Source organism: Allobosea sp. P2_B12 (assembly GCF_056404835.1).
On record NZ_JBFUDG010000017.1, the window covers coordinates 37,544 to 63,047 of the forward strand.

Below are 25,504 nucleotides of genomic sequence, written 5' to 3' on the forward strand. Positions count from 1 at the left end.
ATGAAATCCTTCTTCAAGGCCCTTGTGCTTGTGCCGATTGCGCTGGCGGTCGTGCTGTTTTCGGTCGCGAACCGGGCTGCCGTGCGAGTCTCCTTCGATCCGATCAGCCGCGATGCACCCGTCTTTGCCTTCGACGTGCCGCTCTTCGCCGTCGTCCTGGCGGCGCTGGCCGTCGGCGTGCTGATCGGGGGGCTCGCATCATGGCTGGCGCAGGGCAAGCATCGCAAGGCCGCTCGCCGCAACCGCCGTGAAGCCGACACGCTGCGTTCGGAGACGCAGATGCTGCGTGCCGCCGTGCCCGATTCCGCCTTGCCGGCGCTGACCAACGGGCGTGGCTGATGCGGCTTTTCGGACCCGCCGACATCGATGCCGCGCTGACTTTTCCGGGACTGATCGACACCCTCGCCGATGCCTTTCGCGGTGATGCCGTCGTGCCGCCGCGCACGCATCACCCAATCGAGCGTCCCGGCGAGGAAGCTGTCCTGCTGATCATGCCGGCCTGGAGCGCGCCTGGTAGCGAGACGCCTTATATCGGCACCAAGATCGTCTCCGTGTTCTTCGGCAATGGCACGCGCAACCTGCCCGGCGTCATGGGCGCCTATCTCTTGATGAATGGTGCCACCGGCGAGCCGCTGGCGGTGATGGACGGCACCCGGCTGACGCTGTGGCGCACGGCTGCGGCGTCTGCGCTTGCCGCCCGTTTCCTGGCGAACCCGACGGCCAGCAAGATGCTGATGGTCGGCGCCGGCGGGCTCGCACCCTTCCTGATCAAGGCGCATCGCGCGGTCCGCCCGCTGACCGACGTCGCGATCTGGGCACGCCGCCCGGAGGCGGCCGAGGCGGTGGTTGCCCAACTCGCCGGCGATGGCATCGAGGCGCGGGCCGTGACCGATCTCGAGGGCGAGGCGCGCACGGCCGACATCATCTCCTGCGCCACCAATGCGAGCGAGCCGCTGATCCATGGCCGCTGGCTCAAGCGCGACGCCCATCTTGACCTCGTCGGCGCCTTCACCATGCAGATGCGGGAGGCCGATGCCGACGCGCTCGATCGCGCCCGCGTCGTCGTCGATTCCGCCAAGGCTATCGACGAGGGCGGCGACATCGCGATCGCGATCGAAGAGGGCAGCTATTCCGTCGACAGGATCGCAGGCACGCTGGCCGATCTCTGCCATGGCCGCATCGCCGGCCATGCGGAAGGCGGCGAGATCACGCTGTTCAAGTCGGTCGGTGTCTCGCTTGAGGACCTCGCGGTTGCCATTGCGGTGTGGGACAACCGGCCCGCCGCGTGAGGGCGATCTGGCCTGCCAGGGCTAACGGCAAGGCTGGCTGGCTTTCGCGAGCCAACTCAGCGCGCACGGCCGGAGCCTCACGGGCTCCTCAAACCCGGATCGGCGCGCCGCCGATCGCGCCCATCAGCCACAACACCAGGAAGACGACCAGGGCAAGACCCAGGACGCCGCCGAGGCCGGTATTGCCATAGGAGCGATGGCCGTAATATCCGCCGCCGCCGAGCAGCAGGATGACGAGCAGAACGATGACGAGGGTGGACATGGCGAAACCCCTTTACGCTGCGTCGCAGGATCGCCGCGACGGTTGTGGAAGGGCAACGCCACGGGCACACGGCAAGTTCCGCGCGCAAGCGCCGATGACGGCTTCTCTTTTCATGCTTTCACAGGGGCCCGTCAGCCCATGCCCGGATGTCGCCCCGGCCGCGCGAACCTTACTCTGCCTTGATCCCGATCTCCTTGATCAGATCGCCCCATTTCTTCATCTCGGCCTGCAGGAAAGCCCCCAGTTCGGCGGGCGTATTGCCCACCGGCTCGGCTGCGAGCGTGTCCATCTTGGCGCGCAGCGTCGGGTCGGCGAGCCCCGTCTTAGTGTCGGCCTGGATCTTGTCGATGACCGCTTGGGGCGTGCGGGCGGGCGCGAACAGCGCAAACCATGAGGATACGTCGAAGCCCGGAACGGTCTCGGCGATCGGTGCGAATTCGGGCGCCGCGGCCGAACGCTTGGCGGTGGTGATGCCGAGGCTGCGGATCGAGCCCGCGCGGACATGCGGCAGCGCCTGGGTGATGTTGTCGAAGATCAGGTCGATCCGCCCGCCGATCAGGTCTTGCGTGGCCTGGGCCGTGCCGCGATAGGGCACATGCACCATCTTCGTGCCGGTTAGCTTCTGGAAATACTCGCCCGAGAGATGCACCGAAGTGCCGACGCCCGAAGAGCCATAGGTCAGCTTGCCCGGATTGGCTTTGGCGTAGGCGATCAGCTCGGCGACGGTGTTGGCCGGCACATCCTTGTTGACGACGAGCAGGTTCGGCACCAGCGCGACCATGGTGATCGGCGCGAGGTCCTTGACCGGGTCGTAGTTCAGCTTCGGATAGAGATACTGGTTGGTGGCGAGGCCGACCGAGACGATCAGGATCGTGTCGCCGTTCGGCTCCGCCTTGGCGACGACGTCGGTACCGATATTACCGCCGGCGCCGGCCCGGTTTTCGACGACGAAATTGGTGCCCCATGCCTGGCCGAGCCTGTCGGCGACCAGCCGCGCAAGCACATCGGTCGCGCCGGCGGGCGGGAAGGGCACGACGAGCTTGAGCGTGCGCCCTTGCGGCCAGGCGCCCTGGGCCCAGGCAGCACCCTGCCCGAATCCGGGGGTAGCCAGCGTCGCCGCCAGACCGCCGAGCAGCGCGCGGCGGTCGATCCTGATATCCGTCATGATCCGTCTTCCTCCCGGAGGCGCGCTGGGTCCCGGATCTTGATCGTCCGGCTGGCGCGTATCCCGAAGCTGCCGCCTCATTGGCGGCTTGTCCATCGGCAAATCGTCGGTCCCGAGCTTGACCTTTGGCGCAGGCCACGGCGATTCTGTGCCGATGCTCGCCCTGAACCGCCGAATCGCCGCCGCTTCCGTGCTCCTGATCGCGGCGCTCGCGCCCGCTTTGGGGCATGCCCAGTCGACCGCCGATGAGGAAGCCAAGCGCCGCGCTGCCAATATCGCGGCCTTCCCTGAGGCTGCCCGCGCGCTTTTTGGTCAGAAGACGGCTCCGGCCAGCATGCAGGCGCGTGCGATCGGCTCCTATGCGCGCGGCTGCCTGGCTGGCGCCACCGCGCTGCCTGTGGACGGCCCGAGCTGGCAGGTGATGCGGCTCGCTCGCAACCGGAACTGGGGTCACCCGGTCCTGATCGACTATCTCGAGCAGCTCGCACGAGAGGTGCCCAGGATCAACAGCTGGCCAGGGCTCCTCGTCGGCGACATCTCGCAGCCGCGCGGTGGGCCGATGCTGACCGGTCACGCCTCGCACCAGATCGGGCTCGACGCCGATCTCTGGCTGACGCCAATGCCGCGCACCAAGCTCGACAGCGAGGCGCGCGAGAACATGCCGGCGGTCAACATGGCCCGCGCCGACTGGCGCGACGTCGATCCGAAGCACTGGACGTCGGCCCATACCAAGCTGATCAAGGCCGCAGCCAGCGAGCCCCGGGTCGAGCGCATCTTCGTCAATCCGGCGTTGAAGGTCGCGCTCTGCCGGGAGGCCGGGACGGACCGCTCATGGCTGAACAAGGTCAGACCGATCTGGGGCCACAACTACCATTTTCACATCCGCATGAGCTGCCCGGCGGGGATGGCGAGTTGCAGCGGCCAGGAGCCGCCCAATTTCGGCGACGGCTGCGGCGACGAGCTCACGGGCTGGATCGAACGCCAGCGTGCCGCGATCTTCGCGCCGCCGAAGCCGCCCCGCAACGGCCCGCCGCCGAAGCCCAAGCCGCCGATGTCGCTCGATGCGCTGCCGGACGAGTGCCGGCAGGTGCTGGTGTCGCGGTAAAATCACGCCGGGGCGCAAGCGGTCTCCTTAACGCCGCGGCGTCGTCCGCCCGGCGCCATAGGCGAACGGATCGCGCTGCGGCGTGATCGCGGGTTGTGCCTGATCGTAGCCCTCCTGATCGAGCACGCCTGTGCCTTCGTCATCGCCGAGGATCATCTCTTCGGTCGGCGGCACCGAGCCTGGCAGCATCAGCGGGCCGCGCTGCTCGCTCGGCAAGGATTCGGGCTGGACGGAACCGGCCCGGTTCGAGCGCGGCGGGTTGAGCGGCCTGTTGTCATACTCTTCGAGGAAGCGCCGCTGGCTTTCCAGCCCTTGTCCGCCAAGACCTTGGCCCCCGACACCTTGGCCCGCGTGGCTCGCGACGGGATAGCCGCCCTGCACCGCGCCCGGCGGACGCATGCCGCCCGCTGGTTGGCGCAGCAAGCCGCCTCCGCTCGCGACCATGGCCGGAGCGCTCTCGCGCAACGCCGGCTGCGCCATCGAATAGGGCCGTGCCGGATCCGGTGGCGGCAGGTTGTAGTTCGGCGTGTACTTGATGATCGGCTTGCAGATGTGGCGGCCTTTGGAATGCCGCGCCAGATCGATATGGAAGTGGTCGTAGTGGAACATGTCGGCGCCGGGGCCCAGCACGGTCGAGAAATGCTGGCAGGCGCCGACGAAGACCTCGCGCAGGAAGTTCTGCTCCTCCGGCGAACCGCGCCAGCCGTCCTTGACCGTGATGTTGCGGCCGTCGTTCAGCCTGAAGGAGAACACGTCGACGGCGTTGCCGAAGGCATGCTCGGAGGTGCGGCTGGTGCCGGTGCCGTTGTTCATGGCGCGGCAAGAATAGGAGCCGGCGCGCATCTCGATGACCTGCGCGCCGAGCACATTCTGCGCGGCCGGCTGCACCACCTCGGCGAGCCACTTGTCGGTCGTCGCGACCACCGGGCAGGACAGGGTGGCGGAACTGGTCAAGCCGATGCCGCCATCGGCGAAGGCTGCGACCTTCAACGGCTTTTCCATGCCGCAGGTGCCGGGTCCGTCGATCGGCTTGCCGCGCAGGCTGACATAGGCCGAGAGCTGCACCTGGCGCGAGGCCAGGCAAGCGGCTTCCGCCTGGTCGCGCCAGGCGGCACGCTGCGGTTTCTGGAACTGGCCGCAGCCGGCAAGGCCGGAGCCAAGCAGGCCGAGAGCGATGAGGGCGAGATGAGCGCGTCGCATGACCGATCAAATGCGACCCGTTTCGTGAACGGTTTCTCAACCGGGTGAGCCCGCGGCGACACAGCCGGATTAACTTTGGAGCCGCAGTTAACGGCTGCTTACCTGGGGCGCAGACCCGTTAACCACCGGCCCGACTTCCCGCGCAAGGCCCGCCATGCCAGACAGGCGACCGACCTTTTGGGAATCTGACGGCATGACCGGCAAGGCACGTTTCATCTTTCCGGTTCTGATGGCGGGCATCATGGCCTTCCTGATGACGGCCCTGGTGACCTGGCTCAATCTGGGCTTGCCGCCCAATTTCGTACGCCGCTGGCTCGAGGCCTTCGCGGTCGCCTGGCCCTGCGCCGCGGGCGCGGCCTTCATCGCCATTCCCGTTGCGCGCCGCGCGACGGCGCTGATCGTCCGCGTCATCGGAGAGTGACATGCAGAGCCTGCGCGACATCCTGAACCGCATCGAACGCGGCGAGATCACCTCTGCGGATGCCCTCGCCGTGAGCGCGGCTCGCATCGCGGAGCACGAACCTCAGATCAAGGCCTTTGCCAGCCGCCCGGACACGCTACTGCCCGGCATCGGCCTGCTCGCCGGTATCGCCTGTGGCGTCAAGGACATCATCGACACCGCCGACCTGTCGACGCGGATGGGCTCCTCGATCTATGACGACTGGCGCCCGCGTGCCGATGCACCGATCGTCATGGCGCTGAAGGCGGCCGGCGCGACCGTCGCCGGCAAGACCCATACGACTGCCTTCGCCTTCCTCGACCCGGCGCCGACGCATAATCCGCACGACCTGACGGCGAGCCCCGGCGGCTCCTCTGCCGGCTCTGCGGCGGCCGTCGCCGCTGGCATGATCCCGCTCGCGCTCGGCACGCAGACCGGCGGCTCGGTGATCCGGCCCGCCGCCTATTGCGGCGTCGCGGCAATCAAGCCGTCCTATGCGCTCCTGCCCACCGTCGGCGTGAAGCCGTTTTCCTGGTCGCTCGATACGTTGGGGTTGATGGCGGCGAGCGCCGACGATGTCGGTTTCGCGCTGGCGGCGATCACCGGCCGCCCGGAGCTTGATGCGACCGCCGCGAGCCTGTCTGGGCTGCGCATCGGCATCCACCACCAGGCCTATGCTGGCGAGCCCGAGCCGGCTTCTGCAGCGGCGCTGCGGCGTTTCGAGGAACTCGCCGCCGCCGCGGGCGCGACGCTTGTTCCCCATGATGGCTCGACCGCGCTGGCCGAGGCCTTCCACGGCCATGGCCCGCTGCAGGACTACGAGGCCACGCAGGCTCTCGCCTGGGAATACGCAGTTCATCGCGACGCCCTGCCGCCTAAACTGCGCGCCTATCTCGACGCCGCCCGCGCGACGACGCCCAAACAATATGATGAGGCACGCCGCCTCTCGCGCCGGGGCCGCGACGCCGCCCGCGGATTCTTCGCCGAGGTCGATGTCGTGGTCAGCTATGCCGCCCCCGGCGAGGCGCCCGATACGCTCGAATCCACCGGCGATTCCCGCTTCAACCGGCTCTGGACGCTGCTCGGGGTGCCCTGCGTGACCGTGCCGCTGATGCGCGGTCCGCGTGGTCTGCCGGCGAGCGTGCAGATCATTGGCGGGTTCGGCAGCGACGACCATGTCATTGCCGTGGCGAAGGGTCTGGAAAAGCTTGTGGAAGCAGCGGCGTAGCCGAGGTTATCCCCAAAACTATTCAATGGTTTAACCGACATTTAAGGATACTGTTGGCTCCGCCGCCAGCCCGCCACGCTTCTGCCCCCTTGCAGCCGCCGCCAGTTCTGCTAGCGTTGTGTCAGGTCAATGACAAAGGAGGGTGTGATGAGCCTCACGCTACGTCTCGACCGATTGGTCATGGGTGCGGCCTTCGTTTTCATGATGGCGATCGTTCTGGGAGCGTTCTGACTGACGTCAGTCTCGAGTCGCAGGGACCACTAGAGCCTTAAGCCACGCCGTCGGGACGTCCTCCCGGCGGCGTTTGCTTTTCTGCGCGGGCCGGGCGGTCAGCTTTCCGGGCAGGGCGTTTCGGTGACCTGCCAGGACATCATGTTGATGACCCGGCCACATTGCGCGAGACGGCGCCCCTGGGTGGTGCGGATGCAGGCTGCGGCGCCTTCGGCGATCTTGCGGCCGTCGTTCCAGCAGAAGCACAGCGGCTCCGGCGCCTGCGCCAGCCGGGGCGGGTCGAGCGCGATGGCGGGCTCGCCTGCCTGCACATTGGCCGCGAAAGAGACGATGACCACCAGCGCCACAGCCAGGCCGCGCCATGACGCCAAGAAACGCGATGACGCTTCAGCAGGCTGTGGCGGCCTGCGTCTTGTGTCGTGAAGTCCGGGCGCAATCGCGGTCACGGTTGACTCCCGCGCAACTTAAAACCCAGTGCAACGGCCAGACCTCCAGTCTAGCATGAAGCGCCATATCCGCCCAGTGTCGCTATATTTATAGATTATTGTTATATCGCAAATGCTTAGTTGGCTCGACCTTGCGGAAGACGCCCGCATGGGCCATATTCCTGCAAAGAGAGCCCAAGGGGGGCTCCGGGAGGAACCATGTCTCTGATTTCGCTCGCCCGTCGTGGCCGTGTCGTCGCTGTCGTCGCCGGCGCGCTTTTGCTGGTCCCCGTTCTCGCCGAGGCGCGTCCCGGTGGCGGCAAGGCGTTCGGAAGCCGTGGCTCGCGCACTGAATCCGCGCCCGCCCGCACCGACACCGCACCTAACGGAGCCCAGCCCTTCCAGCGCAGCGCGACGCCGTCGCCGACGCAGGCCGCTCCTGCTGCCGCAGGCGCTGCCGCCGCCCAGGCTGCCCGGCCGTCGATGGCGCGCAACCTGATGATGGGCCTCGGCGCCGGTCTTCTGGGTGCCGGCCTGTTCGGCATGCTCTCGGGCGCTGGCTTCTTCAGCGGTCTTGCTTCGCTCGCCGGCATGTTTGGCTTCCTGCTTCAGATCGCCCTGATCGGTGGCGCGATCTGGCTGGCGCTGCGCTTCTTCCGTCGCCGCTCCGAGCCGCAATTCGCCGGCGCCGGTGCGCCGATGCCGCGCGAGATGTCCCAGCCGCAGCCCGGTGCCCGCATGGGCGCCATGGCAGGTGGTGCCGTGGGTGGCGGAATGGGCCGTCCCGCTGCCGCGCCGCAGACCACGCCGATCGAGCTTTCGGGCGAGGATTTCAGCGCCTTCGAGCGCCTGCTCGGCGAGGTCAACGCGGCCTATTCGAACGAGGACGAAGCTGGTCTGCGCCAGCGCGTCACGCCTGAGATGTTCGGCTATTTCGACGAGGATCTGTCGGGCAATGCCCGCAAGGGCTTGGTCGACCGCGTCTCCGACGTGAAGCTGCTGCAGGGTGATCTCTCGGAAGCCTGGAACGAGGACGGTTTCGATTTCGCCACCGTCGCGATGCGCTTCAGCCTGATCAACGCGCTCTACGAGCGCGCCAGCGGCAAGATCATCGACGGCAATGCGACCGCCCCGCAGGAGGTCACGGAGCACTGGACCTTCGTCCGCTCGCGCGGCGGCGCCTGGAAGCTCTCGGGCATCCAGCAGGCCGCCTGATCTACCATCGAGTGAATAATGGAGAACGGCCGGGGCAACCCGGCCGTTTTTCGTTGCGTGGTTTCGGGTGTTCCGGCGCCGCGATCCGTCCTATAGGCGACCATGCGTCGTCGGCAGGGGGGCGACGCCGCCCTGATGCTTGCGTCCCCCATTGCCGGAGTCTGCCACCATGTCCGATATGCGCCTCGTCGTCGTCGGTGCCGCCGGCCGCATGGGCCGGATGCTGATCAAGACGATTCTCGAGACGCCGGGCTGTGTGCTGTCGGCCGCGATCGAGCGGCCCGGCTCACCGCTGCTCGGCCAGGATGCCGGCGTGCTGGCGGGGTTGCCTGCGACCGGGGTGCTGGTCAGCGACGACGCGCTGCCGGCCTTCGTCGAGGCCGAAGGCGTGCTCGACTTCACCACGCCCGATTCGACGGTTGCCTTCGCCGTGCTCGCCGCCCAGGCCCGCATAGCCCATATCGTCGGCACCACCGGCCTGGAGCCGCAGCATCTGGCGAAGCTTGAAGCCGCCGCCCGCCATGCCGCGATCATCCGCTCCGGCAATATGAGCCTCGGCGTCAACCTGCTCGCGGCGCTCGTGCGCAAGGTCGCGGCGACGCTGGGCACCGAATGGGACATCGAGATCGTCGAGATGCATCACCGCATGAAGGTCGATGCGCCATCAGGCACGGCCGTCCTGCTGGGCGAGGCGGCGGCCGGAGGGCGGGCGGTCGATCTGGCCCAGCAGCGCGTCGCGGTCCGCGACGGCCACACCGGCGCGCGCGCGCCTGGCACGATCGGCTTTGCCGCATTGCGTGGCGGCACCGTCGTCGGCGACCACAAGGTCATCTTCGCCGGCGCCGGCGAGCGGCTCGAACTCAGCCATGTCGCCGAGGATCGCGGGTTGTTCGCACAAGGCGCGGTCAAGGCTGCGCTCTGGGGCAGGGGGCGCAAGCCCGGCCTGTATTCGATGACCGATGTGCTCGGCCTCGATGCCTTGTGAGGCGGCCCGATGACGCGGCTCGCCGTCGCACCCGGCGTCGTCCACTGGCCGGGCTATCTGTCGCCTGAGGAACAGGCCGCGCTGGTGGCCGATCTGCGCGAGGTGGCGCGCCTGGCGCCCTTCTTCCAGCCGCGCATGCCCAAGACCGGCAAGCCCTTCTCGGTTCGCATGACCAATTGTGGTGTGCTCGGCTGGGTGTCGGACGAGGCCGGCTATCGCTACCAGCCGCTGCATCCCCTGACCCGTGAGCCCTGGCCGTCGATGCCGGCCGTGCTTTCGCGCGCCTGGCAGGAACTCGCGGGCTACCCGCATCCGCCCGAAGCCTGCCTGGTGAATTTCTACGAAGCCAGCGCCAGGATGGGCCTGCATCAGGATCGCGACGAGCAGGACTTCGACGCACCTGTCCTCTCGCTCTCGCTCGGCGATACGGCGGTCTTCCGGATCGGCGGCGTCCAGCGTGGCGGCAAGACCATGTCGCTGAAACTCGCCTCGGGCGATGCGCTGCTCTTTGGCGGTGAGGCGCGGCTGGCCTATCACGGCATCGACCGTATCCTGTCGGGTTCGTCGGTGCTGCTGCCGCAGGGCGGACGGATCAACCTGACCTTGCGGCGGGTGACTGATCCACGTCATGCTCGGGCTTGACCCGAGTCTCATGCCCGAGAGTCTCGGCTCTCCGCTTCGCTACGGCGAGAATGACGACTACTTGCCTGCATCCGCTCCCGGCAGGCTCGGAAACGACCAGCCCAGCAGGATCGAGCCGGCCCGCAGGCCAAATCCGGCCGCAAGCCCGCCAGCCAAGACCGGCATCGGGCCGAAGCCGAAATGCGTCAGCAGCGCTGTCGCGGCGGCGCCCGCCGCAGCGGCCGTGACGTAGAAATCCCGGCTCCACAGCACCGTGGCGCGGTCGCCGGCGAGGATATCGCGCAGGATGCCGCCGAAGGAGGCGGTCATGGCCCCGAGCGCGACCGCCGACAGCATCGGCACACCGGCGGCGAGCGCCTTCTGCGTCCCGGAGACGGCAAACAGCGCAAGCCCCGCCGCATCGGCCCAGATCAGCAGGCGCTTGGCGCCCCAGCCGTCGAGAGCTGTCGGCCGGCGATAGGCGATGACCCAGGCCGTGAGCGCGACGCCGCTGCAAAGGATGACGTCGGAGGGAGCCTGCACCCAGAACACGGTCCGGCCCAGCAGCAGATCGCGCAGCGTGCCGCCGCCGACGCCGGTCGTGGTGGCGAGCAGGATGAAGCCGAACGGGTCCATGCCCTTGCGGGCGGCGACGAGGGCGCCGGTGAGCGCGAAGACGGCGACGCCGGCGGCCTCAAGCACGGCTCAGTGGCCGGCTGGCGGCGTGTTTCCGTCCTCCGCTGCCGGGGGCTTCGGGGCCCCGGCCGAGATGCCGACCAGCGCCGGCCGCAGTACACGTTCGCCGATCTTGTAGCCGGACTGCACGACCTTCGAAACCAGACCTTTCGCGATGTCCGGATCGGGCGCCTCGAACATCGCCTGATGCATGTTCGGATCGAACTTTTCGCCCTGGGGGTCGATCTTGCGCACGCCATGGCGCTCCAGTGTCTTCAGCAGGTCGCGCTCGGTCAGGTCGACGCCCTCGATCAGGGCCTTCAGAGCGGGTTCCTCGGCTGCGCGCGCCGTCTCGGGCAGGCTTTCCAGCGCCCGGCGCAGATTGTCGGCCGAGCCCAGCAGGTCGCGGGCAAAGCTCGTCACGGCATAGGCCTTGGCGTCAGTGATCTCGCGCTCGGTGCGCCGGCGCAAATTCTCCATGTCGGCAAGCGTGCGCAGCAGCTTGTCCTTGAGGTCGTCGCGCTCGGCTTCGATCCTGGCGAAATTGGCCTGGATGATCTCCTCGGGGGACTGGGGCGCGGACTCGTCGACCAAAGGCTCGGCGTTCGGGTTTTCCGTCGCAGGATTCTGCGTCATGGCGTGATCCAATTCTGACAAGGCGTGGCGGCCTGCAAAGACGGGCGATGCAGGCTGCGTTCGTGGCCGATATCGGGCTTATGCCGGGTTAAATCAAGCACGCGCGGCCGTCTTGGCCTTGGCTGCATGCGCCTTCTCGGCGTCGGGACCGAAGACATCGAGCAGAGCCCGGCGGATCGTCAATTGCCGCGCGGTCGAGACGATCTTAGCGTTGGTCAGGTCGGTGACGTAGAACACGTCGACGGCCTTCTCGCCAAAGGTCGCGATGTGCGCCGAGGCGATGTTGAGGTTGAGCTTCCCGATCGCGGTGGTGAGGTCGTAGAGCAGCCCCGGCCGATCGAGCCCGGCGACCTCCAGCACGGTGTGGCGGGCCGACAGGACATTGTCGATGATGACCTCCGGCGCAACCTGGAAGGTCTGGCCGCGCTGCGGCGGGGCGCGGCGCTGCGCGACGAGATCGGCGATCTTGATCTCGCCCTTCAGCGCGCGCTCAATGGCGGCTGCGATCCGCTCGGCCCGGCGCAGTTCGTCGTCATCCATGTCGAAGGCGCGCGAGACCGAGATCGTGTCGAGCACGAGCCCGTCCGTCGTGGTGAAGATCTGCGCATCGACGATGTTGCCGCCGGCCGCCGCGCAGGCGCCGGTGACGATGGCGAGCAGGCGCGGATGGTCGGGCGCTAGGATGGTGAGTTCGGTCACGCCGCGGAACCGGTCGGTCTCGACCAGCGTCGCGGTGGTGCGGCCCTCTGCTTCCGCCTGGCGCAGGAAGCGCGCATGCTTTTCCTGCTGGCCGACATCGACCTTGATCCAGTAGGCCGGGTAGTGCCGCGCCAGATAGGCGTCGCGCTCGGCGGCCGGCCAGTCGGAGAGGCGTTCCTTCAGGGCGTCCTGCTTCTTCTCTACCCGCGCCTTGCGCTCGATCACCGAATAGCCGCCGGCGAGCACGATCTCGGTCTCGTAGTAGAGCGTGCGCAGAAGCTGGCCCTTCCAGCCGTTCCAGACGCCGGGACCGACCGCCTTGATGTCGGCGACCGTCAGCACCAGCAGCAGCTTCAGCCGTTCCAGCGTTTGCACGGTCGCGGCGAAGCTCTCGATCGTCTTCGGGTCGCCGAGGTCGCGGCTCTGCGCGACGGTCGACATGTCCAGATGATGCTCGACCAACCAGGCGGCGGTTTCCGTCTGTCCCTCGGTGAGGCCCAGCCTCGGCCCGAGCTTGCGCGCGATCCTGGCGCCCGCGATCGAATGATCCTCGATCCGCCCCTTGGCGATGTCGTGCAGGAACAGCGCGATATAGAGCGCCCGCCGGTTGGTGATCGTCGGCATGATCTCGTTGGCGAGAGGATGCTCGGTTTCGAGCACGCCGGCATCGATCTCGGCGAGCACGCCGATGGCGCGGATCAGATGCTCATCGACCGTGTAGTGGTGATACATGTTGAACTGCATCATCGCCACGACGCGCCCGAAATCGGGCACGAACTTGCCGAGCAGCCCGGATTCGTTCATCCGCCGCAGCACGGCCTCCGGCGAGCGCCGGGCCGTCAGGATCTCCAGGAAGATCCGGTTCGCGTCGGGGTCGTTGCGCAGTGGCGGCGTGACCAGCCGCAGCGACTGCGTCACCAGCCGGCTGGCATCGGGGTGGATGGCGAGGTCGTCGCGGCTGGCGATCTCGTAGAGCCGCAGCAGGTTGACCGGATCGCGGCGGAAGGCGTCGGGATCGATCACGTTCAGGCGCTGGCTCTTCAGCGTGAAATCCGGGTGCCCCAGGGCGCGTACGCGCTTGCGCTTGGCAAACGAGCCAAGCAGGCGCGACAGCGAGGCGCGCGGCTTCTGCTGGCGCGCCTCCAGCGCCGCGCAGACGATCGCGGTCAGGTCGCCTACATCCTTGGCGACGAGGAAGTATGCCTTCATGAAGCGCTCGACCGGCGCCTGGCCGCTGCGACCGGCATAACCGATCGCGGCAGCCACCTGGCGCTGCAGGTCGAAGGACAGCCGTTCCTCGGCCCGGCCGGTGATGAAGTGCAGCCAGCAGCGCACGCGCCAGAGAAACTCCTCCGAGCGCTGGAACATCAGCAGTTCCTTGCGGTCGAACAGGCCGGCGGCCACGAGTTCGCGTACATCGTTGACGCGGTAGGCGTATTTCGCGATCCAGAACAGCGTGTTGAGATCGCGCAAACCGCCCTTGCCGTCCTTGACGTTGGGCTCGACGAGGTAGCGCGAGGTGCCGGCGCGCCGGACGCGGGTCTCGCGTTCCTGCAGCTTGGCCTCGGTGAAGGCCGGTGCCGTGCCCTCGATCACCTCGGCGCCGAAACGGCGCACCATGTCGTGGAACAGCAGTGCATCGCCGGCGATGAAGCGGGCCTCGAGCAGCGCCGTGCGGATCGTCATGTCGGCCCGCGCCTCGCGCACGCAGTCATCGATCGAGCGCACGGAATGGCCGACCTTGAGCTTCAGATCCCAGAGCGGATAGAGCATCGCCTCGACCACGCTCTCGCCCCAAGCGGTCTGCTTGTGCGGGAAGAGGAAGAGCAAATCGACATCCGAGCCCGGCGCCAGCGTGCCACGGCCATAGCCGCCGACCGCGACCACGGCGATGCGTTCCGATTGGGACGGGTTGAGCGCCGGATAGAAATGCTCGGTCGCAGCGACATGCAGGCAGCCGACGACGCCGTCCATCACCGCCGAGAGATGCTGTGCGCAGACCAACCCGTGACGTGGCCGCTTCAGCAGCTCGCGCGCCGAGACGTGCCCCTGGTCGAGCACCGCGCGCAGCCCGGCCACGAGCTGGCTGCGGGTCTCGACAGTATTGCCGCCGGCATTCTCAAGCAGATGGGCGACGGCGCGCTGGGGGGACTCCAGCACGGAGCCGAGCTCGAGTGCCGGGTGATCGGCGACGGATGACACCAAGCCTGACCTCGATTGCTGACGTCGATCGGCGCAAAGGCCGTCTTCGCTGGTTAGCATGCGAGGGGGATTCGCAAAGCGCTTTCATTAAGCGAAAAAAATATGTGGAATATATCATTCAACATCCCTATTCGTTCTGTTTGACATACAGAACGAATAGACCTACAAGACGGATACGCGCCGATTTGAGCCACCCGCTTGCGGGCGCGAAACAAGTGCAGCTAAAGCGTGGGGTGTGGGCGCATTTCTGTCGCCTGGTCCCTTCGCGCATCGAAAGGGAACCACCGATGACCATCACCCGCCGCCTCGCCGTCGCCGGCCTTGCCGCCGCCTCGCTCGCTTTCACCGCCGGTCAGGCCTTCTCTCAGGCGCCCAAAGAAATCCGGGTCGATTACGCGACCTATAATCCCGTCAGCCTCGTCCTGAAGGACAGTGGCATCCTCGAGAAGGCGCTCGCCGCAGACGGCATCACCGTCCGCTGGGTCCTCTCGGCCGGCTCCAACAAGGCGCTCGAATTCCTCAATGCCGGTTCGATCGATTTCGGCTCGACGGCTGGCGCTGCCGCTCTGATCGGCAAGATCAACGGCAACCCGATCAAGTCGATCTATGTCTATTCGCGACCTGAATGGACCGCGCTCGTCACCGGCGCCAAGAGCGACATCACCAAGGTCTCCGACCTCAAGGGCAAGCGCGTCGCCGTCACCCGTGGCACCGACCCGCATATCTTCCTGGTCCGCGCTCTGACCGATGCCAAGCTGACCGAGAAGGACGTCAAGCTCGTCCTGCTGCAGCACGCCGACGGGCGCCTCGCACTGGAGCGTGGCGATGTCGACGCCTGGGCCGGGCTCGACCCGCTGATGGCCGCAGCCGAAGTCGAGAGTGGCGCCAAGCTGTTCCATCGCAAGGCCGCCGACAACACCTGGGGTGTGCTGAACGTCCGCGAAGCCTTCGCCAAGGACAACCCGACTCTCGTCCGCAAGGTTCTGGCGGCCTATGAGGAGGCGCGCGCCTATTCGCTGGCCAACCCGGCCGAGCTGAAGAAGACGCTGGTGGCCTATACCAAGCTCTCGGATGCCGTGATCGAGCGCCAGCTCATCCGCACCGAACTGACCCATTCGACGATCGGCCAGGCCCAGGCCGAGACGATCATCGCCGCCGGCCTCGCGCTCAAGGAAGCGGGCGTGCTGCCTGCGACCACGGATGTGAAGGCCGTGGTCGACGATCTGCTCGACCGCCGCTTCGCCGCCACGAACTGAGGCGGCACAGGGTTCGATGAGCGCGCTCGGCGTCGAGACGGCCGGTGCCGGCGAGCGCGGCGGCCCCTCCCGCCCAAGGCCGCGCCGCGGGATGCTCGCGCTCGCCGGCTTCGCCTTGCCGATTCTGCTGGCGGTCCTGTGGGAGATCGCGGTCAAGGCCGGCCTCGCCAACGGCCGGCTGATGCCGCCGCCAAGCGTGGTCGGCAGAACGCTCTGGAGCCTCGCGGCATCGGGTGAATTGCTCACCCATGCGATGGCGACGCTCTGGCGGGTCGCGGCGGGCTTCGGCCTCGGCGCGGCGGCAGGCACGCTGCTCGGCGCGGTGACCGGCGCATTGCCGGTGGCGCGCGGCCTGCTCGATCCCACGCTTCAGGCCTTGCGCGCCATCCCCTCGATCGCCTGGGTGCCGCTCTTCATCCTCTGGCTCGGCATCTTCGAGGCCTCGAAGGTCGCGCTGATCGCGGTCGGCGTGTTCTTCCCGGTCTATCTCGGCGTCGCCGCCGCGATCCAGGGCATCGACCGCAAGATCGTCGAGGTTGGCCGCGTCTTCCGGCTCGGCCGGCTGGCGATGGTCCGGCGGGTGCTGCTGCCGGCGATCCTGCCGGACTGGATCACGGCGCTGCGCTCGGGCCTGGGGCTCGGCTTCATGTTCGTGGTCGCAGCCGAGATCATGGGCGCGAGCGAGGGCCTCGGTTACCTCCTGGTGGACGGCCAGCAGCTTGGCCGTCCCGACACCATCATCGCGGCCATCATCAGCTTTGCCGTGCTCGGCAAGCTGGCGGATGGGCTCCTCGTCGCCCTGACGCGACCGGTCCTCGCCTGGCAGGATACGGCCCGCGACAAACTCTAGAAAGTCGCCCTCGATGCTGAGCTTCGAGACCCTGTCGAAAACCTATGCCGACGGCACGCAGGCGCTCTCGGCCGTCACCGTCGACGTCGCGCCGGGCGAGATCCTGGCGCTGGTCGGCGGCTCCGGCTGCGGCAAGACCACGCTGCTGCGATTGATCGCCGGGCTGGACCGTCCGAGCGCCGGGCGCATCCTTCTGAACGGCGAGACCATCACCGTGCCGCGCGCCGATGTCGGCGTCATCTTCCAGGAGCCGCGCCTGTTTCCCTGGCTCTCGGTGGCCGAGAATGTCGGCTTCGGCCTGTCGCATCTCTCGGCCTTCGAGCGCGAGGGATTGGTCACCAACGCGCTCGTCCGGGTCGGCCTTGCCGGCCATGACGGGCGCTGGCCGCGCGAACTCTCCGGCGGCCAGCAGCAGCGCGTCGCGATCGCACGCGCGCTGGTGACGCGGCCGAAGCTGCTCCTGATGGACGAGCCCTTCTCGGCGCTCGACGCCACCACGCGGGCGAGCCTGCACGGCCATCTCCTGGCACTCTGGGCCGAGAGCCGCCCGACCATGGTGATGGTGACCCATGACGTTGAGGAGGCGGTGACGCTGGCCGATCGCATCGTGGTGATGCAGCCCAAGCCCGGCCGCATCTTCGACGAGTTCGACAACCCGCTCGCCCGCCCGCGCGACCGGCTCTCGCCGGCCTTCGACGCCGCCAAGCGCGAGGTCTTGCGCAGCCTCGACCGCTCGCTGCGCGACGAAGCCCCGCATCAGCAGAAGACGGCCGAGACGGCGGGGATGTGGTGGTGATGTCTCGCCCCTCGCTCGCTTTGCGATGGTCTGCGGCCGCGCAAGGCTCTATCAGCCATCCCGACAGGCCCATCTGAATCCGAGGTTCCCGACCATGGACGTCACCGCCCTTCGCGCTCTTCAGGCTCCGCTCAAGGATGCCTACCGCACCGATCCCGATGCCGCGGTCGTCACGCTCAAGGCCCGTGGCGAGCTCGACGACCAGCATATCGCCTGCAAGGTCGAGACCGGCCGCGCCATCGCGCTCGCCGGCCTGCATCCGGCTACGGGCGGCACCGGTGCCGAACTCTGCTCGGGCGACATGCTGCTGGAGGCGCTGGTCGCCTGCGCCGGCGTCACGCTGAAGGCGGTCGCGACCGCGCTCGAGATCGAGCTGAAGAAGGGCATCGTCCATGCGGAGGGCGATCTCGACTTCCGCGGCACCCTCGGCGTCGCCAGGGATGCAGCCGTCGGCTTCAAGGCGATCCGGCTCTCCTTCGAGGTCGAGACCGACGCCCCGCAGGAGAAGCTCGACGCCCTGCTGAAGCTGACCGAGCGCTACTGCGTCGTGTTCCAGACGCTGAATGTGAAGCCGGAGCTGTCGGCGACGCTGTCGGTTAGCTGATCACTCCGCCGCGTTCTTCAGCGCTAACCCCTCCGCGAAGGGCAGCGTCGGCTCGGCCTTCGCATCGTCGAACTCCAGCGCCACGATACGCTCGCCTCGGCCCGTGATCTTGCCGGCTGAGGTGCGGATTCCGGCGACGTCGTCCTGGGTCTGGCGGAAATGCTGGTCGAGCTTCTCGGCCCGTTCGCCCAGCCGCCGGACATCGACGAGCAGCTTGCCGACCTCGCTCTGGATCACCTGCGCCTCCTCGCGCATGCGGGCGTCGCGCACCAGCGACTGCATCAGCTGGATCGCCAGCGCCAGCAGCGATGGCGAGACGATCATGATCCGGGCGCGATGCGCCTTCTGGATGACGTCGTCGAAATGCTCGTGCAGATCGGCATAGATCGATTCCGACGGCACGAAGAGCAGCGCCATGTCCTGCGTCTCGCCGGGCAGGAAATAGCGCTCGGCAATGTCCTTCACATGGACGCCGACATCGTTGCGGACGCGGATCCCGGCAGCCTTGCGCGCCTCGTCGCCGCGCGCCTCGCGCAGCAGCGTGAAGCTCTCCAGCGGGAACTTGGCGTCGATCACCAGTCCGCGCCCGTCGCCCGGCAGGGTCACCATGCAGTCCGGCCGCCGGCCATTGGAGAGCTGCGGCTGGAAGGCGAAGAACGCCGCGGGCAGACCGTCGCGGATGATCGCCTCCATCCGGCCCTGGCCATAGGCGCCGCGCGCCTGCTTGTTGGAGAGCACGTCCTTCAGCGTCACCACTTCAGAGGTCAGGTCGGTCAGGTTCTTCTGTGCCGAATCGATCACGGCCAGCCGCTCCTGCAGCTTGCCGAGGCTTTCCGAGGTCTGGCGGACGTTCTGCTCCAGTCCCTGGCCGACCTGATGGCGCAGGCCGTCCATCCGGTCGGCGACGAGCCGCGCCAGATCGCCCTGCCGCGTCGACAGGATCTCGGCCATGGACTGCATCCGTCCGGTCAGTTCGGACTGCAGCCGGTTCATCTCCGCGACCTTGTCGTCCATCTCGCGGGCGCGCTCGGCGGCGATCGCCGCCTCCAGCGCGCGGCCCCGGCCGCCGCGCCAGGCGGAGAGCGCGACGATGACGAGCAAGCCGAGGCTCAGGACAGCGAAGCCCAAAGCGGCCTCGGCCCATGTCACGGGGCGGTCGAGCAGGATGAAGGCGATCTCTTTCATGGGGAGAGCTTAGCCGATTCGGGTGAATCAATTCGAACGAAAGCGGAACAGTTTGACCGACTGCACGCAAGAGCTTATGTCGCCGGTTCGTCACGAAAACCCGCGCAGAAACCCGTCCATGGCCATCCGCCCACTCGTCATCCTGCCTGATGCCCAGCTTCGGCTGGTCTCGACCCCGGTCGAGGAGATCACACCCGAAATCCGCACACTCGTCGCCGACATGTTCGACACGATGTATGATGCGCCCGGCATCGGCCTCGCCGCCATCCAGATTGGCGCGCCCTGGCGCGTCGTGACGCTCGACGTCGCCAAGCGGGCCGCGAGCGAGGCGGAGGAGGACGAGCCGGAAAGCGGCGAGGCGCAGGAGAAGCGTGACGCCCAGCCGCGCGAGCCGATGGCCTTCATCAACCCCGAGATCACCTGGTCTTCGGATGAGACCAGCGTCTATGAGGAAGGCTGCCTCTCGATCCCCGAATATTACGAGGAGGTCGAGCGCCCGGCCTCAGTCAAGGTCGCCTATACGGATCTCGACGGCAAGCGCCAGGAGATCGAGGCGGAGGGCCTGCTGGCGACCTGCCTGCAGCACGAGATCGACCACCTCAACGGCGTCCTGTTCATCGATCATCTCTCGCGCCTCAAGCGCGAGCGCGTCACCAAGCGCTTCGCCAAGCAGGCCAAACGCGACGGCGTCGCCTGAGCAAGCATACCGCCGTATGGCGCGTTTAAGGTAACATCCAGCGTATGAGTTTGCGCGTCATCTTCATGGGCACGCCCGATTTCGCGGTGCCGACCCTCACCGAGATCATCGGCCAGGGCCACGAGGTCGTGAGTTGCTACACCCGCGCCCCGGCGCAGGCCGGGCGCGGCCTCGAACTCAAGCCCTCTCCCGTGCATAAGGCGGCCGAGCGCTTCGGCATCCCGGTGTTCACGCCCTCGACGCTGAAGACCGCGGAGGTCGCGGAGCAGATCGCCTCGCATGATGCGGATGTCGCGGTCGTCGTCGCCTATGGCATGATCCTGCCGCAAGCGATCCTCGATCTGCCGGAGCTCGGCTGCCTCAACCTGCACGGCTCGCTGCTGCCGCGCTGGCGCGGTGCGGCTCCGATCCAGCGCGCGGTCATGGCCGGCGATGCCGAGAGCGGCGTCTGCGTCATGAAGATGGAGGCGGGCCTCGACACCGGCCCGGTCGGCATGGTCGAGCGGCTGGAGATCGGCCCCGATATGACGTCGGGCGAACTGCACGACCGGCTGGCGCCGCTGGGTGCCGATCTGATGGTGCGGGCGCTGGCGGCGCTCGGCCGTGGCGCCTTGCGTTTCACGCCGCAGCCCGAGGTCGGCGTCACCTATGCCGCCAAGATCGGCAATGCCGAGGCGAAGCTGAACTGGGCCCGCCCGGCGAGGCAGGTGCATGATCTCGTGCGGGGTCTTGCGCCCTTTCCGGGCGCTTTCGCCGAGATCGATCTCGGCAAGGGGTCCGAACGCCTGAAGATCCTGCGCACGGCGCTTGCCGGCGGCGCGGCCGAGCCCGGCATGCTGCTCGACGACGAAGGCACGGTTGCCTGTGCTGAAGGCGCCGTGAAGCTGATCCAGGTCCAGCGGGCCGGCGGCAGGCCGGTCAGCGGCGCCGAATTCCTCCGCGGAGCGAGGCTCACCGCCGGCGTCATGCTCTGATGCCGCGCTACAAGCTCGTCATCGAATATGACGGCACGCCCTTCTCGGGCTGGCAGCGCCAGCTCAACGGGCCGTCCGTACAACAAAGCGTCGAGGAGGCGATTCAGGCCTTCTGCGGCCATGCGGTCAGGCTGCATTGCGCGGGCAGAACCGATGCCGGCGTCCATGCCACGCATCAGGTCGCCCATGTCGATCTCGACAAGGACTGGCGCACCGACGTGGTGCGTGACGCCAGCAATGCCCGGCTCAAGCGCCTGCCGGTCGCGGTTGTGAGCGCGCAAGCCGTACCCGACGATTTCGACGCGCGGATTTCCGCGAAGCGACGCTACTACCTCTACCGCATCATCGACCGGCGGGCACAGCCGGCGCTCGACCGCGACCGGCTCTGGCATGTGCCGGTGAAGCTCGATCACGAGGCGATGGACCGCTCGGCCAAGGCGCTGCTCGGCCATCACGACTTCACCACCTTCCGTGCCGCCGAATGCCAGGCCAACAGCCCGATGCGGACGCTCGACCGGCTCGATGTCCGCCGCGAGGGCGACGAGATCGTGGTCTATGTCCACGCCCGCTCCTTCCTGCACCATCAGGTCCGCTCGATCGTCGGCTGCCTGAAGATGGTCGGCGCCGGACGCTGGCCGGAGAACAAGCTGGGCAAGGTCCTGGCGGCGTGCGACCGCTCGCAATGCGCCGCGCTGGCGCCGCCCTGCGGGCTTTATTTGGCAGGGGTGGACTATTGAGGGCGCCGCGCGATCCGTCGCGTCACAGCGGCAGCAGCCCGAAGAGGCGCACCACGCCGTAATCCGCGATCACGCTCGCCAGCGCGATCGGAGCCGCGATCGCGCTCTCCTTGCCGAAGGCGGCGCGCGCCACGCAGTAGCGCAGCCGCAGCACGATCGCGCCGAAGGCCAGCGCCTGCATCGCGGCGAGGTTCGGGTTCGACCAGCCGATGGCGAACACGGCGGCCGGCACGGCCATCAGGCTGGCCGAGACGATTCCCGCCCAGTTCCAGGCGATGACGAAGCTGGTGAAGCGCGGCGCATGGGCGAGGTTCGGCGCGAGTGCGATCAGGAGAGCGGGCACCGCCAGAACGGCGAGCAGTTCGGCTCCGATCACGGCCATGGCCAAGGCCGGCGAGGCGAACAACCCGGCCGAGTTGGGCAGCCCGGCGAGCAGCCGCACTGCGGCCAGGATGGCGATGGTGGCCGGCAGCATCAGCGCGAAGGCAAGGAACGAGCGCCAGAAGCCGTCGCGCGTCAGGTCGAGTTCCTGGAGCGCCTCGGAGCCCCGAGTCATCAAATGCCACGAACCGCGCAGCGACCGCGTCACGTCCTCAGCAGCAAGCCTCATGATCCACTTCCTTAGACTTTCGTCTAAGGCGAATATTGGCCTAACCGGCTCCAGCGTCAAGCCTCATGCTGCACTGCAAAATAAGCCGTGAGTAAACGATGCGTGATCCGCTCCAGCGCCACCAGGTCCGCGACCGCCACGGATTCGTTGACCTGATGCATGGTCTTGCCGACCGGGCCGTACTCCACCACCGGGCAATAGCTCTTGATGAAGCGCGCATCCGAGGTGCCGCCGGTGGTCGAGAGCGCCGGGCGCTGGCCCGTCTCAGCCTCGACCGCATCCGCGACCATCGCGACGAACGGCCCAGGCTGCGTCAGGAAGGCGACCGAATTGGTCGGCTCGAAACTGATCTCGTAGCGCACGGTGTTGCCCGCCGCCTCGCGCAGCCGCCGTTCGATTTCGGCAGCCAGCGTCTCCGGCGTCCAGACATCGTTGAAGCGAATGTTGAACACGGCCTTCGCCTGCGCCGGCACGACATTGGTCGCGGGATTGCCGACATCGAGCGTCGTGACCTCGAGATTGCTCGGATCGAAATGCTGGGTGCCCTGGTCGAGCGGCGCGGCGTCGAGCGCCGCCAGTAATCGCACTATGCCGCGGATCGGATTGTCGGCGAGATGGGGATAGCCGACGTGGCCCTGCTTGCCGTTGACGGTGAGTTTGCCGGTCAGCGAGCCACGCCGACCGATCTTGATCATGTCGCTCATCGCGACCGGATTGGTCGGTTCGCCCAGCAGGCAGTGGTCGAAGCGTTCGCCTCGTGCATGCGCCCAGTCGAGCAGTTTGACGGTGCCGTTGACGGCCGGGCCTTCCTCGTCGCCGGTGACGAGAAAGGCGATCGAGCCGGGAGCGTTCGGATTGTCGCGCCGGAAGCGCAGCGCCGCCGCCATCATCGCGGAAAGCCCGCCCTTCATGTCGCAGGCGCCGCGCCCATGCACAACGCCGTCTTCGAGGACGCCGCCGAAGGGATCACGCGTCCAGGCGGCTGCGTCGCCGACCGGCACGACATCGGTATGGCCAGCGATGACGAAAACAGGTCCCTCCGTGCCGATCCGGGCATAGAGGTTCTCGATCTCCGGCATGCCCGGCGCGGTGAAGACGGGCCGCTCGACGCGATAACCTTGCGCCGAGAGCACGGCATCGAGCAGCGTCAGTGCGCCGCCTTCATGCGGCGTCACCGATGGGCAGCGGATCAGTGCCTGCGTCAGAGCGACGGGGTCGAGGGGATCGAAGGCGAGTGCTGGCTTGTCCATCGTCCGGCTTTAGCATCGCCGTCGCGTCCTGCAAGCGGCTCTCCACCCTGCGCCGAGGGCATCAGGCCGAGATCAACCAGCGCGAACAGCCAGGCGATCAGCGAGACCGTGTCGAGCGAGGGCGCCCAGGCATAGGGCAGCCAGGGTTGCAACTGGCCAGGCAGCACAATCGTGCAGATCAGGATGATGCCGTAGAGCGGTGCGCTGCCGCGATCCGTCGCACGCTTGGCGGCCAGTGCCGCCCAAGGAAACAGCGCGAAGGCATTGGCGAAGGCGACGATCTGCTCTGCATGGAAGAAGGACAGCGCCGGTGCGAGTTGCTGGACGCCGAGCAGGGCCAGCGCGACCAGCGCGCTGCCCAGCCAGAAATGGCGCAGGCCGATGCGTCCTTCGAAATCGGTGAACAGGCGGAAAAAAAACATCGTTGAAGCTCCGATGTCGCCTTTCTGCCATGCCGCATCACGGCCGGAAAGCTTATGGTGAATAAACGGTTAACGCGGCCGCGAGCGGTCCTCTCCAGAAAACGCTTGAACGCCGCGCTCCGCGCCGCTAGCTGCGGCGGCAGGTGTTGGCATGGCGCAGACGAAATTCAGTTGCGGCGCGGACGTGGCTGCATCCGTTTGAGGGGCGCTTGGGCGCCCGAGCGAGGTTTGCGAGATGACCATCCGTTTCCACCGCGGCGACCTGCCTGATGGGTTCGACGCCGGCGCCAGCATTGCGATCGACACCGAGACGCTGGGCCTCAACCCGCATCGCGACCGGCTCTGCGTCATTCAGCTCTCGCGCGGCGACGGCACCGCCGACGTCGTCCAGATCCCGAAAGGCGCCGAGCGCCCGGCCAATCTGGTGCGCCTGCTGGAGGATCCGGCGGTCCTGAAGCTGTTCCATTTCGCGCGCTTCGATGTCGCGGTGCTGCGCCAGGCCTTCGGCGTCGTCACCGGCCCGATCTACTGCACCAAGATCGCCTCCAAGCTGACGCGCACCTATACCGACCGGCACGGGTTGAAGGATCTGGTGCGGGAGCTGCTCGGCGTCGACCTCTCCAAGCAGCAGCAATCCTCCGACTGGGGCGCTGACACGCTGAGCGACGCCCAGCTCACTTACGCGGCGTCGGATGTACTGCACCTGCACGCGCTGTATGCGCGGCTGGAGACGATGCTCGCCCGCGAGGGCCGCACGCATCTCGCCAGGGCCTGCTTCGACTTCCTCCCCTTCCGGGCCGAGCTCGATCTGGCGGGCTGGGCCGAGACCGATATTTTTGCCCATACTTGACAAATTATAAGCCATCTTGCGTCAGTCTGGCTGTGATTGGCCGGCGTGGGGGCGCGTGGCGGACGACACGAAAAAGCCGTTAGCGACTGCCATTGCGCGGGACATGACTGTGGCGATGACATCCAATGACTGGGCCGCCCGCCCTGTGGGGCCTATGACCCGCAGCGCTGCGGCCTTCGGAGCCGCGCGCCGGCACACCATGCTGGTGCGCTTCCTGCGCCGTGCCATTCCCTTTGGCGCGCTCGTCGCGGTTCTCGGCCTGATCGTGGTGCCGTTTCTGAATCCGCTGCGCGGCGTCGCCAATGTGTCGCTGGGTGCGGTCGGCATCACCGGCGGCAAGGTCCGGATGGAAACACCGCGCCTCTCGGGCTATCGCAAGGACAACCGGCCCTATGAGGTTACCGCCGAAGCCGCGCTCCAGGAAATCCGCAATCCGACGCAGGTCGAGTTGCAGAAGCTGACCGCCCGGCTCCAGATGGAGCGCGAGGGCTGGGTCACGGTGAACGCGAAGTCCGGTCTCTTCGACACGCAGAAGGAAAAGCTGCGGCTGGTCGACGATGTCCATGTCAAGACCGAGGCCGGCTACGACATTCGCATGCGGACCGCCGATGTTGACTTCAAGGGCGGCACAGTGGTGTCGAAGGAACCGGTCAAGGTCAGCCTGGGCACCACGACGATCGATGCCGATACGCTCGACGTGAAGGACAATGGCGCACTGATCGTTTTCCAGGGCCGGGTCCGCGCCTATATTCCGAATGCGCCTGCCGGGACGATCGCCGGTCCGGAGCGCGAGGGCAGCACGCCGCAGCTGGAATTGCTCCAGTCGTCGGGGCGCAATCCGCCCTCCGATGAGGCGTCTTCGACCGGCAATCAGCCGAACGGTACGGGACAGTGAC

At 67.4% G+C, this 25,504-nt stretch carries 28 protein-coding genes; 17 read left to right on the top strand and 11 right to left on the bottom strand.

Features of this window, described 5'->3' with window-relative positions; genetic code table 11:
- On the top strand, positions 1-339 hold the full coding sequence (locus AC1DYU_RS25030) for a LapA family protein (RefSeq protein WP_158483156.1): 339 nt from the start codon (positions 1-3) through the stop codon (positions 337-339).
- Positions 339-1,289: a bifunctional Delta(1)-pyrroline-2-carboxylate/Delta(1)-piperideine-2-carboxylate reductase gene (gene lhpI, locus AC1DYU_RS25035; RefSeq protein WP_476793986.1), complete on the top strand. Its 951-nt coding sequence runs from the start codon at positions 339-341 to the stop codon at positions 1,287-1,289. Before AC1DYU_RS25030 ends, lhpI begins: the two co-directional genes overlap by 1 nt.
- Before the next feature lie 88 nt (positions 1,290-1,377).
- Here lhpI and AC1DYU_RS25040 read toward each other — a convergent pair whose 3' ends face one another.
- Positions 1,378-1,551, bottom strand: a complete 174-nt coding sequence (locus AC1DYU_RS25040; protein WP_158483158.1) for a DUF3309 family protein — start codon at positions 1,549-1,551, stop codon at positions 1,378-1,380.
- Positions 1,552-1,720: 169 nt separating this feature from the next.
- The gene (locus AC1DYU_RS25045) at positions 1,721-2,716 is read right to left on the bottom strand and encodes a tripartite tricarboxylate transporter substrate binding protein (protein ID WP_158483159.1); all 996 of its coding nucleotides are present in this window, start codon (positions 2,714-2,716) and stop codon (positions 1,721-1,723) included.
- 154 nt (positions 2,717-2,870) lie between these two features.
- Here AC1DYU_RS25045 and mepA point away from each other — a divergent pair, with 154 nt between their 5' ends.
- Positions 2,871-3,821 carry a penicillin-insensitive murein endopeptidase gene (gene mepA / locus AC1DYU_RS25050; RefSeq protein WP_476793987.1) on the top strand — a complete coding sequence of 317 codons (951 nt, stop codon included), beginning with the start codon at positions 2,871-2,873 and terminating at the stop codon, positions 3,819-3,821.
- Positions 3,822-3,848: 27 nt separating this feature from the next.
- On the opposite strand, the gene AC1DYU_RS25055 is transcribed toward mepA, so the two are convergent.
- On the bottom strand, positions 3,849-5,021 hold the full coding sequence (locus AC1DYU_RS25055) for an extensin-like domain-containing protein (RefSeq protein WP_476793988.1): 1,173 nt from the start codon (positions 5,019-5,021) through the stop codon (positions 3,849-3,851).
- 193 nt (positions 5,022-5,214) lie between these two features.
- Between AC1DYU_RS25055 and AC1DYU_RS25060 the strand changes: the two genes are divergently transcribed.
- The gene (locus AC1DYU_RS25060; RefSeq protein WP_158483161.1) at positions 5,215-5,442 is read left to right on the top strand and encodes a DUF2798 domain-containing protein; all 228 of its coding nucleotides are present in this window, start codon (positions 5,215-5,217) and stop codon (positions 5,440-5,442) included.
- Position 5,443: 1 nt separating this feature from the next.
- Complete coding sequence (locus tag AC1DYU_RS25065; protein WP_476793989.1) at positions 5,444-6,688, top strand: amidase; 1,245 nt, start codon at positions 5,444-5,446, stop codon at positions 6,686-6,688.
- 329 nt (positions 6,689-7,017) lie between these two features.
- Here the strand turns inward: AC1DYU_RS25065 and AC1DYU_RS25070 are convergent, their stop codons facing one another.
- Positions 7,018-7,290 (bottom strand): hypothetical protein, encoded by a 273-nt coding sequence (locus AC1DYU_RS25070; RefSeq protein ID WP_476793990.1) that lies wholly within the window; start codon positions 7,288-7,290, stop codon positions 7,018-7,020.
- 273 nt (positions 7,291-7,563) lie between these two features.
- Here AC1DYU_RS25070 and AC1DYU_RS25075 point away from each other — a divergent pair, with 273 nt between their 5' ends.
- From AC1DYU_RS25075 to AC1DYU_RS25085, 3 genes are all read left to right on the top strand, one after another.
- Complete coding sequence (locus AC1DYU_RS25075) at positions 7,564-8,559, top strand: Tim44 domain-containing protein (protein ID WP_476793991.1); 996 nt, start codon at positions 7,564-7,566, stop codon at positions 8,557-8,559.
- A 178-nt stretch (positions 8,560-8,737) separates the two neighbouring features.
- Positions 8,738-9,544: a 4-hydroxy-tetrahydrodipicolinate reductase gene (dapB, locus tag AC1DYU_RS25080; protein WP_476794021.1), complete on the top strand. Its 807-nt coding sequence runs from the start codon at positions 8,738-8,740 to the stop codon at positions 9,542-9,544.
- Between the two features lie 9 nt (positions 9,545-9,553).
- Positions 9,554-10,186 (top strand): alpha-ketoglutarate-dependent dioxygenase AlkB family protein, encoded by a 633-nt coding sequence (locus tag AC1DYU_RS25085; protein WP_476793992.1) that lies wholly within the window; start codon positions 9,554-9,556, stop codon positions 10,184-10,186.
- Between the two features lie 57 nt (positions 10,187-10,243).
- Here the strand turns inward: AC1DYU_RS25085 and AC1DYU_RS25090 are convergent, their stop codons facing one another.
- The 3 genes from AC1DYU_RS25090 to AC1DYU_RS25100 form a co-directional block, all read right to left on the bottom strand.
- Positions 10,244-10,867: a trimeric intracellular cation channel family protein gene (locus AC1DYU_RS25090; protein WP_476793993.1), complete on the bottom strand. Its 624-nt coding sequence runs from the start codon at positions 10,865-10,867 to the stop codon at positions 10,244-10,246.
- A gap of 3 nt (positions 10,868-10,870) precedes the next feature.
- Positions 10,871-11,476 (bottom strand): nucleotide exchange factor GrpE, encoded by a 606-nt coding sequence (gene grpE / locus AC1DYU_RS25095; RefSeq protein ID WP_476793994.1) that lies wholly within the window; start codon positions 11,474-11,476, stop codon positions 10,871-10,873.
- Between the two features lie 93 nt (positions 11,477-11,569).
- The gene (locus AC1DYU_RS25100) at positions 11,570-14,437 is read right to left on the bottom strand and encodes a [protein-PII] uridylyltransferase (protein ID WP_476793995.1); all 2,868 of its coding nucleotides are present in this window, start codon (positions 14,435-14,437) and stop codon (positions 11,570-11,572) included.
- A gap of 227 nt (positions 14,438-14,664) precedes the next feature.
- Between AC1DYU_RS25100 and AC1DYU_RS25105 the strand changes: the two genes are divergently transcribed.
- The 4 genes from AC1DYU_RS25105 to AC1DYU_RS25120 all read left to right on the top strand — a co-directional run bounded on the left by AC1DYU_RS25105 (position 14,665) and on the right by AC1DYU_RS25120 (position 17,883).
- Positions 14,665-15,633, top strand: a complete 969-nt coding sequence (locus AC1DYU_RS25105) for an aliphatic sulfonate ABC transporter substrate-binding protein (protein WP_476793996.1) — start codon at positions 14,665-14,667, stop codon at positions 15,631-15,633.
- A gap of 91 nt (positions 15,634-15,724) precedes the next feature.
- A complete protein-coding gene (locus AC1DYU_RS25110; protein WP_476794022.1) occupies positions 15,725-16,483 on the top strand; it encodes an ABC transporter permease in 759 nt (252 codons plus the stop codon).
- 13 nt (positions 16,484-16,496) lie between these two features.
- Positions 16,497-17,279: an ABC transporter ATP-binding protein gene (locus AC1DYU_RS25115; RefSeq protein WP_476793997.1), complete on the top strand. Its 783-nt coding sequence runs from the start codon at positions 16,497-16,499 to the stop codon at positions 17,277-17,279.
- A 94-nt stretch (positions 17,280-17,373) separates the two neighbouring features.
- Positions 17,374-17,883, top strand: coding sequence for an OsmC family protein (locus AC1DYU_RS25120; protein ID WP_476793998.1), 510 nt, complete (start codon positions 17,374-17,376; stop codon positions 17,881-17,883).
- On the opposite strand, the gene AC1DYU_RS25125 is transcribed toward AC1DYU_RS25120, so the two are convergent.
- A complete protein-coding gene (locus tag AC1DYU_RS25125) occupies positions 17,884-19,068 on the bottom strand; it encodes a DNA recombination protein RmuC (RefSeq protein ID WP_476793999.1) in 1,185 nt (394 codons plus the stop codon). It abuts the gene before it with no gap.
- Between the two features lie 118 nt (positions 19,069-19,186).
- On the opposite strand from AC1DYU_RS25125, the gene def reads away from it, so the two are divergent.
- Genes def through truA form a run of 3 tightly spaced genes read left to right on the top strand, consistent with a single transcriptional unit; the run spans position 19,187 to position 21,476 of the window.
- Positions 19,187-19,765: a peptide deformylase gene (def, locus tag AC1DYU_RS25130; protein ID WP_476794000.1), complete on the top strand. Its 579-nt coding sequence runs from the start codon at positions 19,187-19,189 to the stop codon at positions 19,763-19,765.
- Positions 19,766-19,809: 44 nt separating this feature from the next.
- Positions 19,810-20,739, top strand: a complete 930-nt coding sequence (gene fmt / locus AC1DYU_RS25135; protein WP_476794001.1) for a methionyl-tRNA formyltransferase — start codon at positions 19,810-19,812, stop codon at positions 20,737-20,739.
- Complete coding sequence (gene truA / locus AC1DYU_RS25140) at positions 20,739-21,476, top strand: tRNA pseudouridine(38-40) synthase TruA (RefSeq protein ID WP_476794002.1); 738 nt, start codon at positions 20,739-20,741, stop codon at positions 21,474-21,476. Before fmt ends, truA begins: the two co-directional genes overlap by 1 nt.
- A gap of 22 nt (positions 21,477-21,498) precedes the next feature.
- Here the strand turns inward: truA and AC1DYU_RS25145 are convergent, their stop codons facing one another.
- Genes AC1DYU_RS25145 through AC1DYU_RS25155 form a run of 3 tightly spaced genes read right to left on the bottom strand, consistent with a single transcriptional unit; the run spans position 21,499 to position 23,758 of the window.
- Positions 21,499-22,086 carry a hypothetical protein gene (locus tag AC1DYU_RS25145; protein ID WP_476794003.1) on the bottom strand — a complete coding sequence of 196 codons (588 nt, stop codon included), beginning with the start codon at positions 22,084-22,086 and terminating at the stop codon, positions 21,499-21,501.
- Positions 22,087-22,142: 56 nt separating this feature from the next.
- Entirely contained in the window at positions 22,143-23,336 is a 1,194-nt protein-coding gene (gene dapE / locus AC1DYU_RS25150) for a succinyl-diaminopimelate desuccinylase (RefSeq protein WP_476794004.1), read from the bottom strand.
- Positions 23,288-23,758 carry a DUF805 domain-containing protein gene (locus AC1DYU_RS25155; protein WP_158483177.1) on the bottom strand — a complete coding sequence of 157 codons (471 nt, stop codon included), beginning with the start codon at positions 23,756-23,758 and terminating at the stop codon, positions 23,288-23,290. The genes dapE and AC1DYU_RS25155 overlap by 49 nt, the downstream gene beginning before the upstream one ends.
- A 235-nt stretch (positions 23,759-23,993) precedes the next feature.
- On the opposite strand from AC1DYU_RS25155, the gene AC1DYU_RS25160 reads away from it, so the two are divergent.
- Both AC1DYU_RS25160 and lptC read left to right on the top strand, forming a co-directional pair.
- Positions 23,994-24,608, top strand: a complete 615-nt coding sequence (locus AC1DYU_RS25160; protein ID WP_476794005.1) for a ribonuclease D — start codon at positions 23,994-23,996, stop codon at positions 24,606-24,608.
- Between the two features lie 154 nt (positions 24,609-24,762).
- A complete protein-coding gene (gene lptC, locus AC1DYU_RS25165; protein WP_476794006.1) occupies positions 24,763-25,503 on the top strand; it encodes an LPS export ABC transporter periplasmic protein LptC in 741 nt (246 codons plus the stop codon).
- Position 25,504 lies beyond the last annotated feature (1 nt).

Bases quoted from the DNA above. Each gene is read 5' to 3' on its own strand.
- AC1DYU_RS25030 (WP_158483156.1), top strand. From the start codon at position 1: ATGAAATCCTTCTTCAAGGCCCTTGTGCTTGTGCCGATTGCGCTGGCG.
- lhpI (WP_476793986.1), top strand. From the start codon at position 339: ATGCGGCTTTTCGGACCCGCCGACATCGATGCCGCGCTGACTTTTCCG.
- AC1DYU_RS25040 (WP_158483158.1), bottom strand. From the start codon at position 1,551: ATGTCCACCCTCGTCATCGTTCTGCTCGTCATCCTGCTGCTCGGCGGC.
- AC1DYU_RS25045 (WP_158483159.1), bottom strand. From the start codon at position 2,716: ATGACGGATATCAGGATCGACCGCCGCGCGCTGCTCGGCGGTCTGGCG.
- mepA (WP_476793987.1), top strand. From the start codon at position 2,871: ATGCTCGCCCTGAACCGCCGAATCGCCGCCGCTTCCGTGCTCCTGATC.
- AC1DYU_RS25055 (WP_476793988.1), bottom strand. From the start codon at position 5,021: ATGCGACGCGCTCATCTCGCCCTCATCGCTCTCGGCCTGCTTGGCTCC.
- AC1DYU_RS25060 (WP_158483161.1), top strand. From the start codon at position 5,215: ATGACCGGCAAGGCACGTTTCATCTTTCCGGTTCTGATGGCGGGCATC.
- AC1DYU_RS25065 (WP_476793989.1), top strand. From the start codon at position 5,444: ATGCAGAGCCTGCGCGACATCCTGAACCGCATCGAACGCGGCGAGATC.
- AC1DYU_RS25075 (WP_476793991.1), top strand. From the start codon at position 7,564: ATGTCTCTGATTTCGCTCGCCCGTCGTGGCCGTGTCGTCGCTGTCGTC.
- dapB (WP_476794021.1), top strand. From the start codon at position 8,738: ATGCGCCTCGTCGTCGTCGGTGCCGCCGGCCGCATGGGCCGGATGCTG.
- AC1DYU_RS25085 (WP_476793992.1), top strand. From the start codon at position 9,554: ATGACGCGGCTCGCCGTCGCACCCGGCGTCGTCCACTGGCCGGGCTAT.
- grpE (WP_476793994.1), bottom strand. From the start codon at position 11,476: ATGACGCAGAATCCTGCGACGGAAAACCCGAACGCCGAGCCTTTGGTC.
- AC1DYU_RS25100 (WP_476793995.1), bottom strand. From the start codon at position 14,437: ATGCTAACCAGCGAAGACGGCCTTTGCGCCGATCGACGTCAGCAATCG.
- AC1DYU_RS25105 (WP_476793996.1), top strand. From the start codon at position 14,665: ATGACCATCACCCGCCGCCTCGCCGTCGCCGGCCTTGCCGCCGCCTCG.
- AC1DYU_RS25110 (WP_476794022.1), top strand. From the start codon at position 15,725: ATGCTCGCGCTCGCCGGCTTCGCCTTGCCGATTCTGCTGGCGGTCCTG.
- AC1DYU_RS25115 (WP_476793997.1), top strand. From the start codon at position 16,497: ATGCTGAGCTTCGAGACCCTGTCGAAAACCTATGCCGACGGCACGCAG.
- AC1DYU_RS25120 (WP_476793998.1), top strand. From the start codon at position 17,374: ATGGACGTCACCGCCCTTCGCGCTCTTCAGGCTCCGCTCAAGGATGCC.
- AC1DYU_RS25125 (WP_476793999.1), bottom strand. From the start codon at position 19,068: ATGAAAGAGATCGCCTTCATCCTGCTCGACCGCCCCGTGACATGGGCC.
- def (WP_476794000.1), top strand. From the start codon at position 19,187: ATGGCCATCCGCCCACTCGTCATCCTGCCTGATGCCCAGCTTCGGCTG.
- fmt (WP_476794001.1), top strand. From the start codon at position 19,810: ATGAGTTTGCGCGTCATCTTCATGGGCACGCCCGATTTCGCGGTGCCG.
- truA (WP_476794002.1), top strand. From the start codon at position 20,739: ATGCCGCGCTACAAGCTCGTCATCGAATATGACGGCACGCCCTTCTCG.
- AC1DYU_RS25145 (WP_476794003.1), bottom strand. From the start codon at position 22,086: ATGAGGCTTGCTGCTGAGGACGTGACGCGGTCGCTGCGCGGTTCGTGG.
- dapE (WP_476794004.1), bottom strand. From the start codon at position 23,336: ATGGACAAGCCAGCACTCGCCTTCGATCCCCTCGACCCCGTCGCTCTG.
- AC1DYU_RS25155 (WP_158483177.1), bottom strand. From the start codon at position 23,758: ATGTTTTTTTTCCGCCTGTTCACCGATTTCGAAGGACGCATCGGCCTG.
- AC1DYU_RS25160 (WP_476794005.1), top strand. From the start codon at position 23,994: ATGACCATCCGTTTCCACCGCGGCGACCTGCCTGATGGGTTCGACGCC.
- lptC (WP_476794006.1), top strand. From the start codon at position 24,763: ATGACCCGCAGCGCTGCGGCCTTCGGAGCCGCGCGCCGGCACACCATG.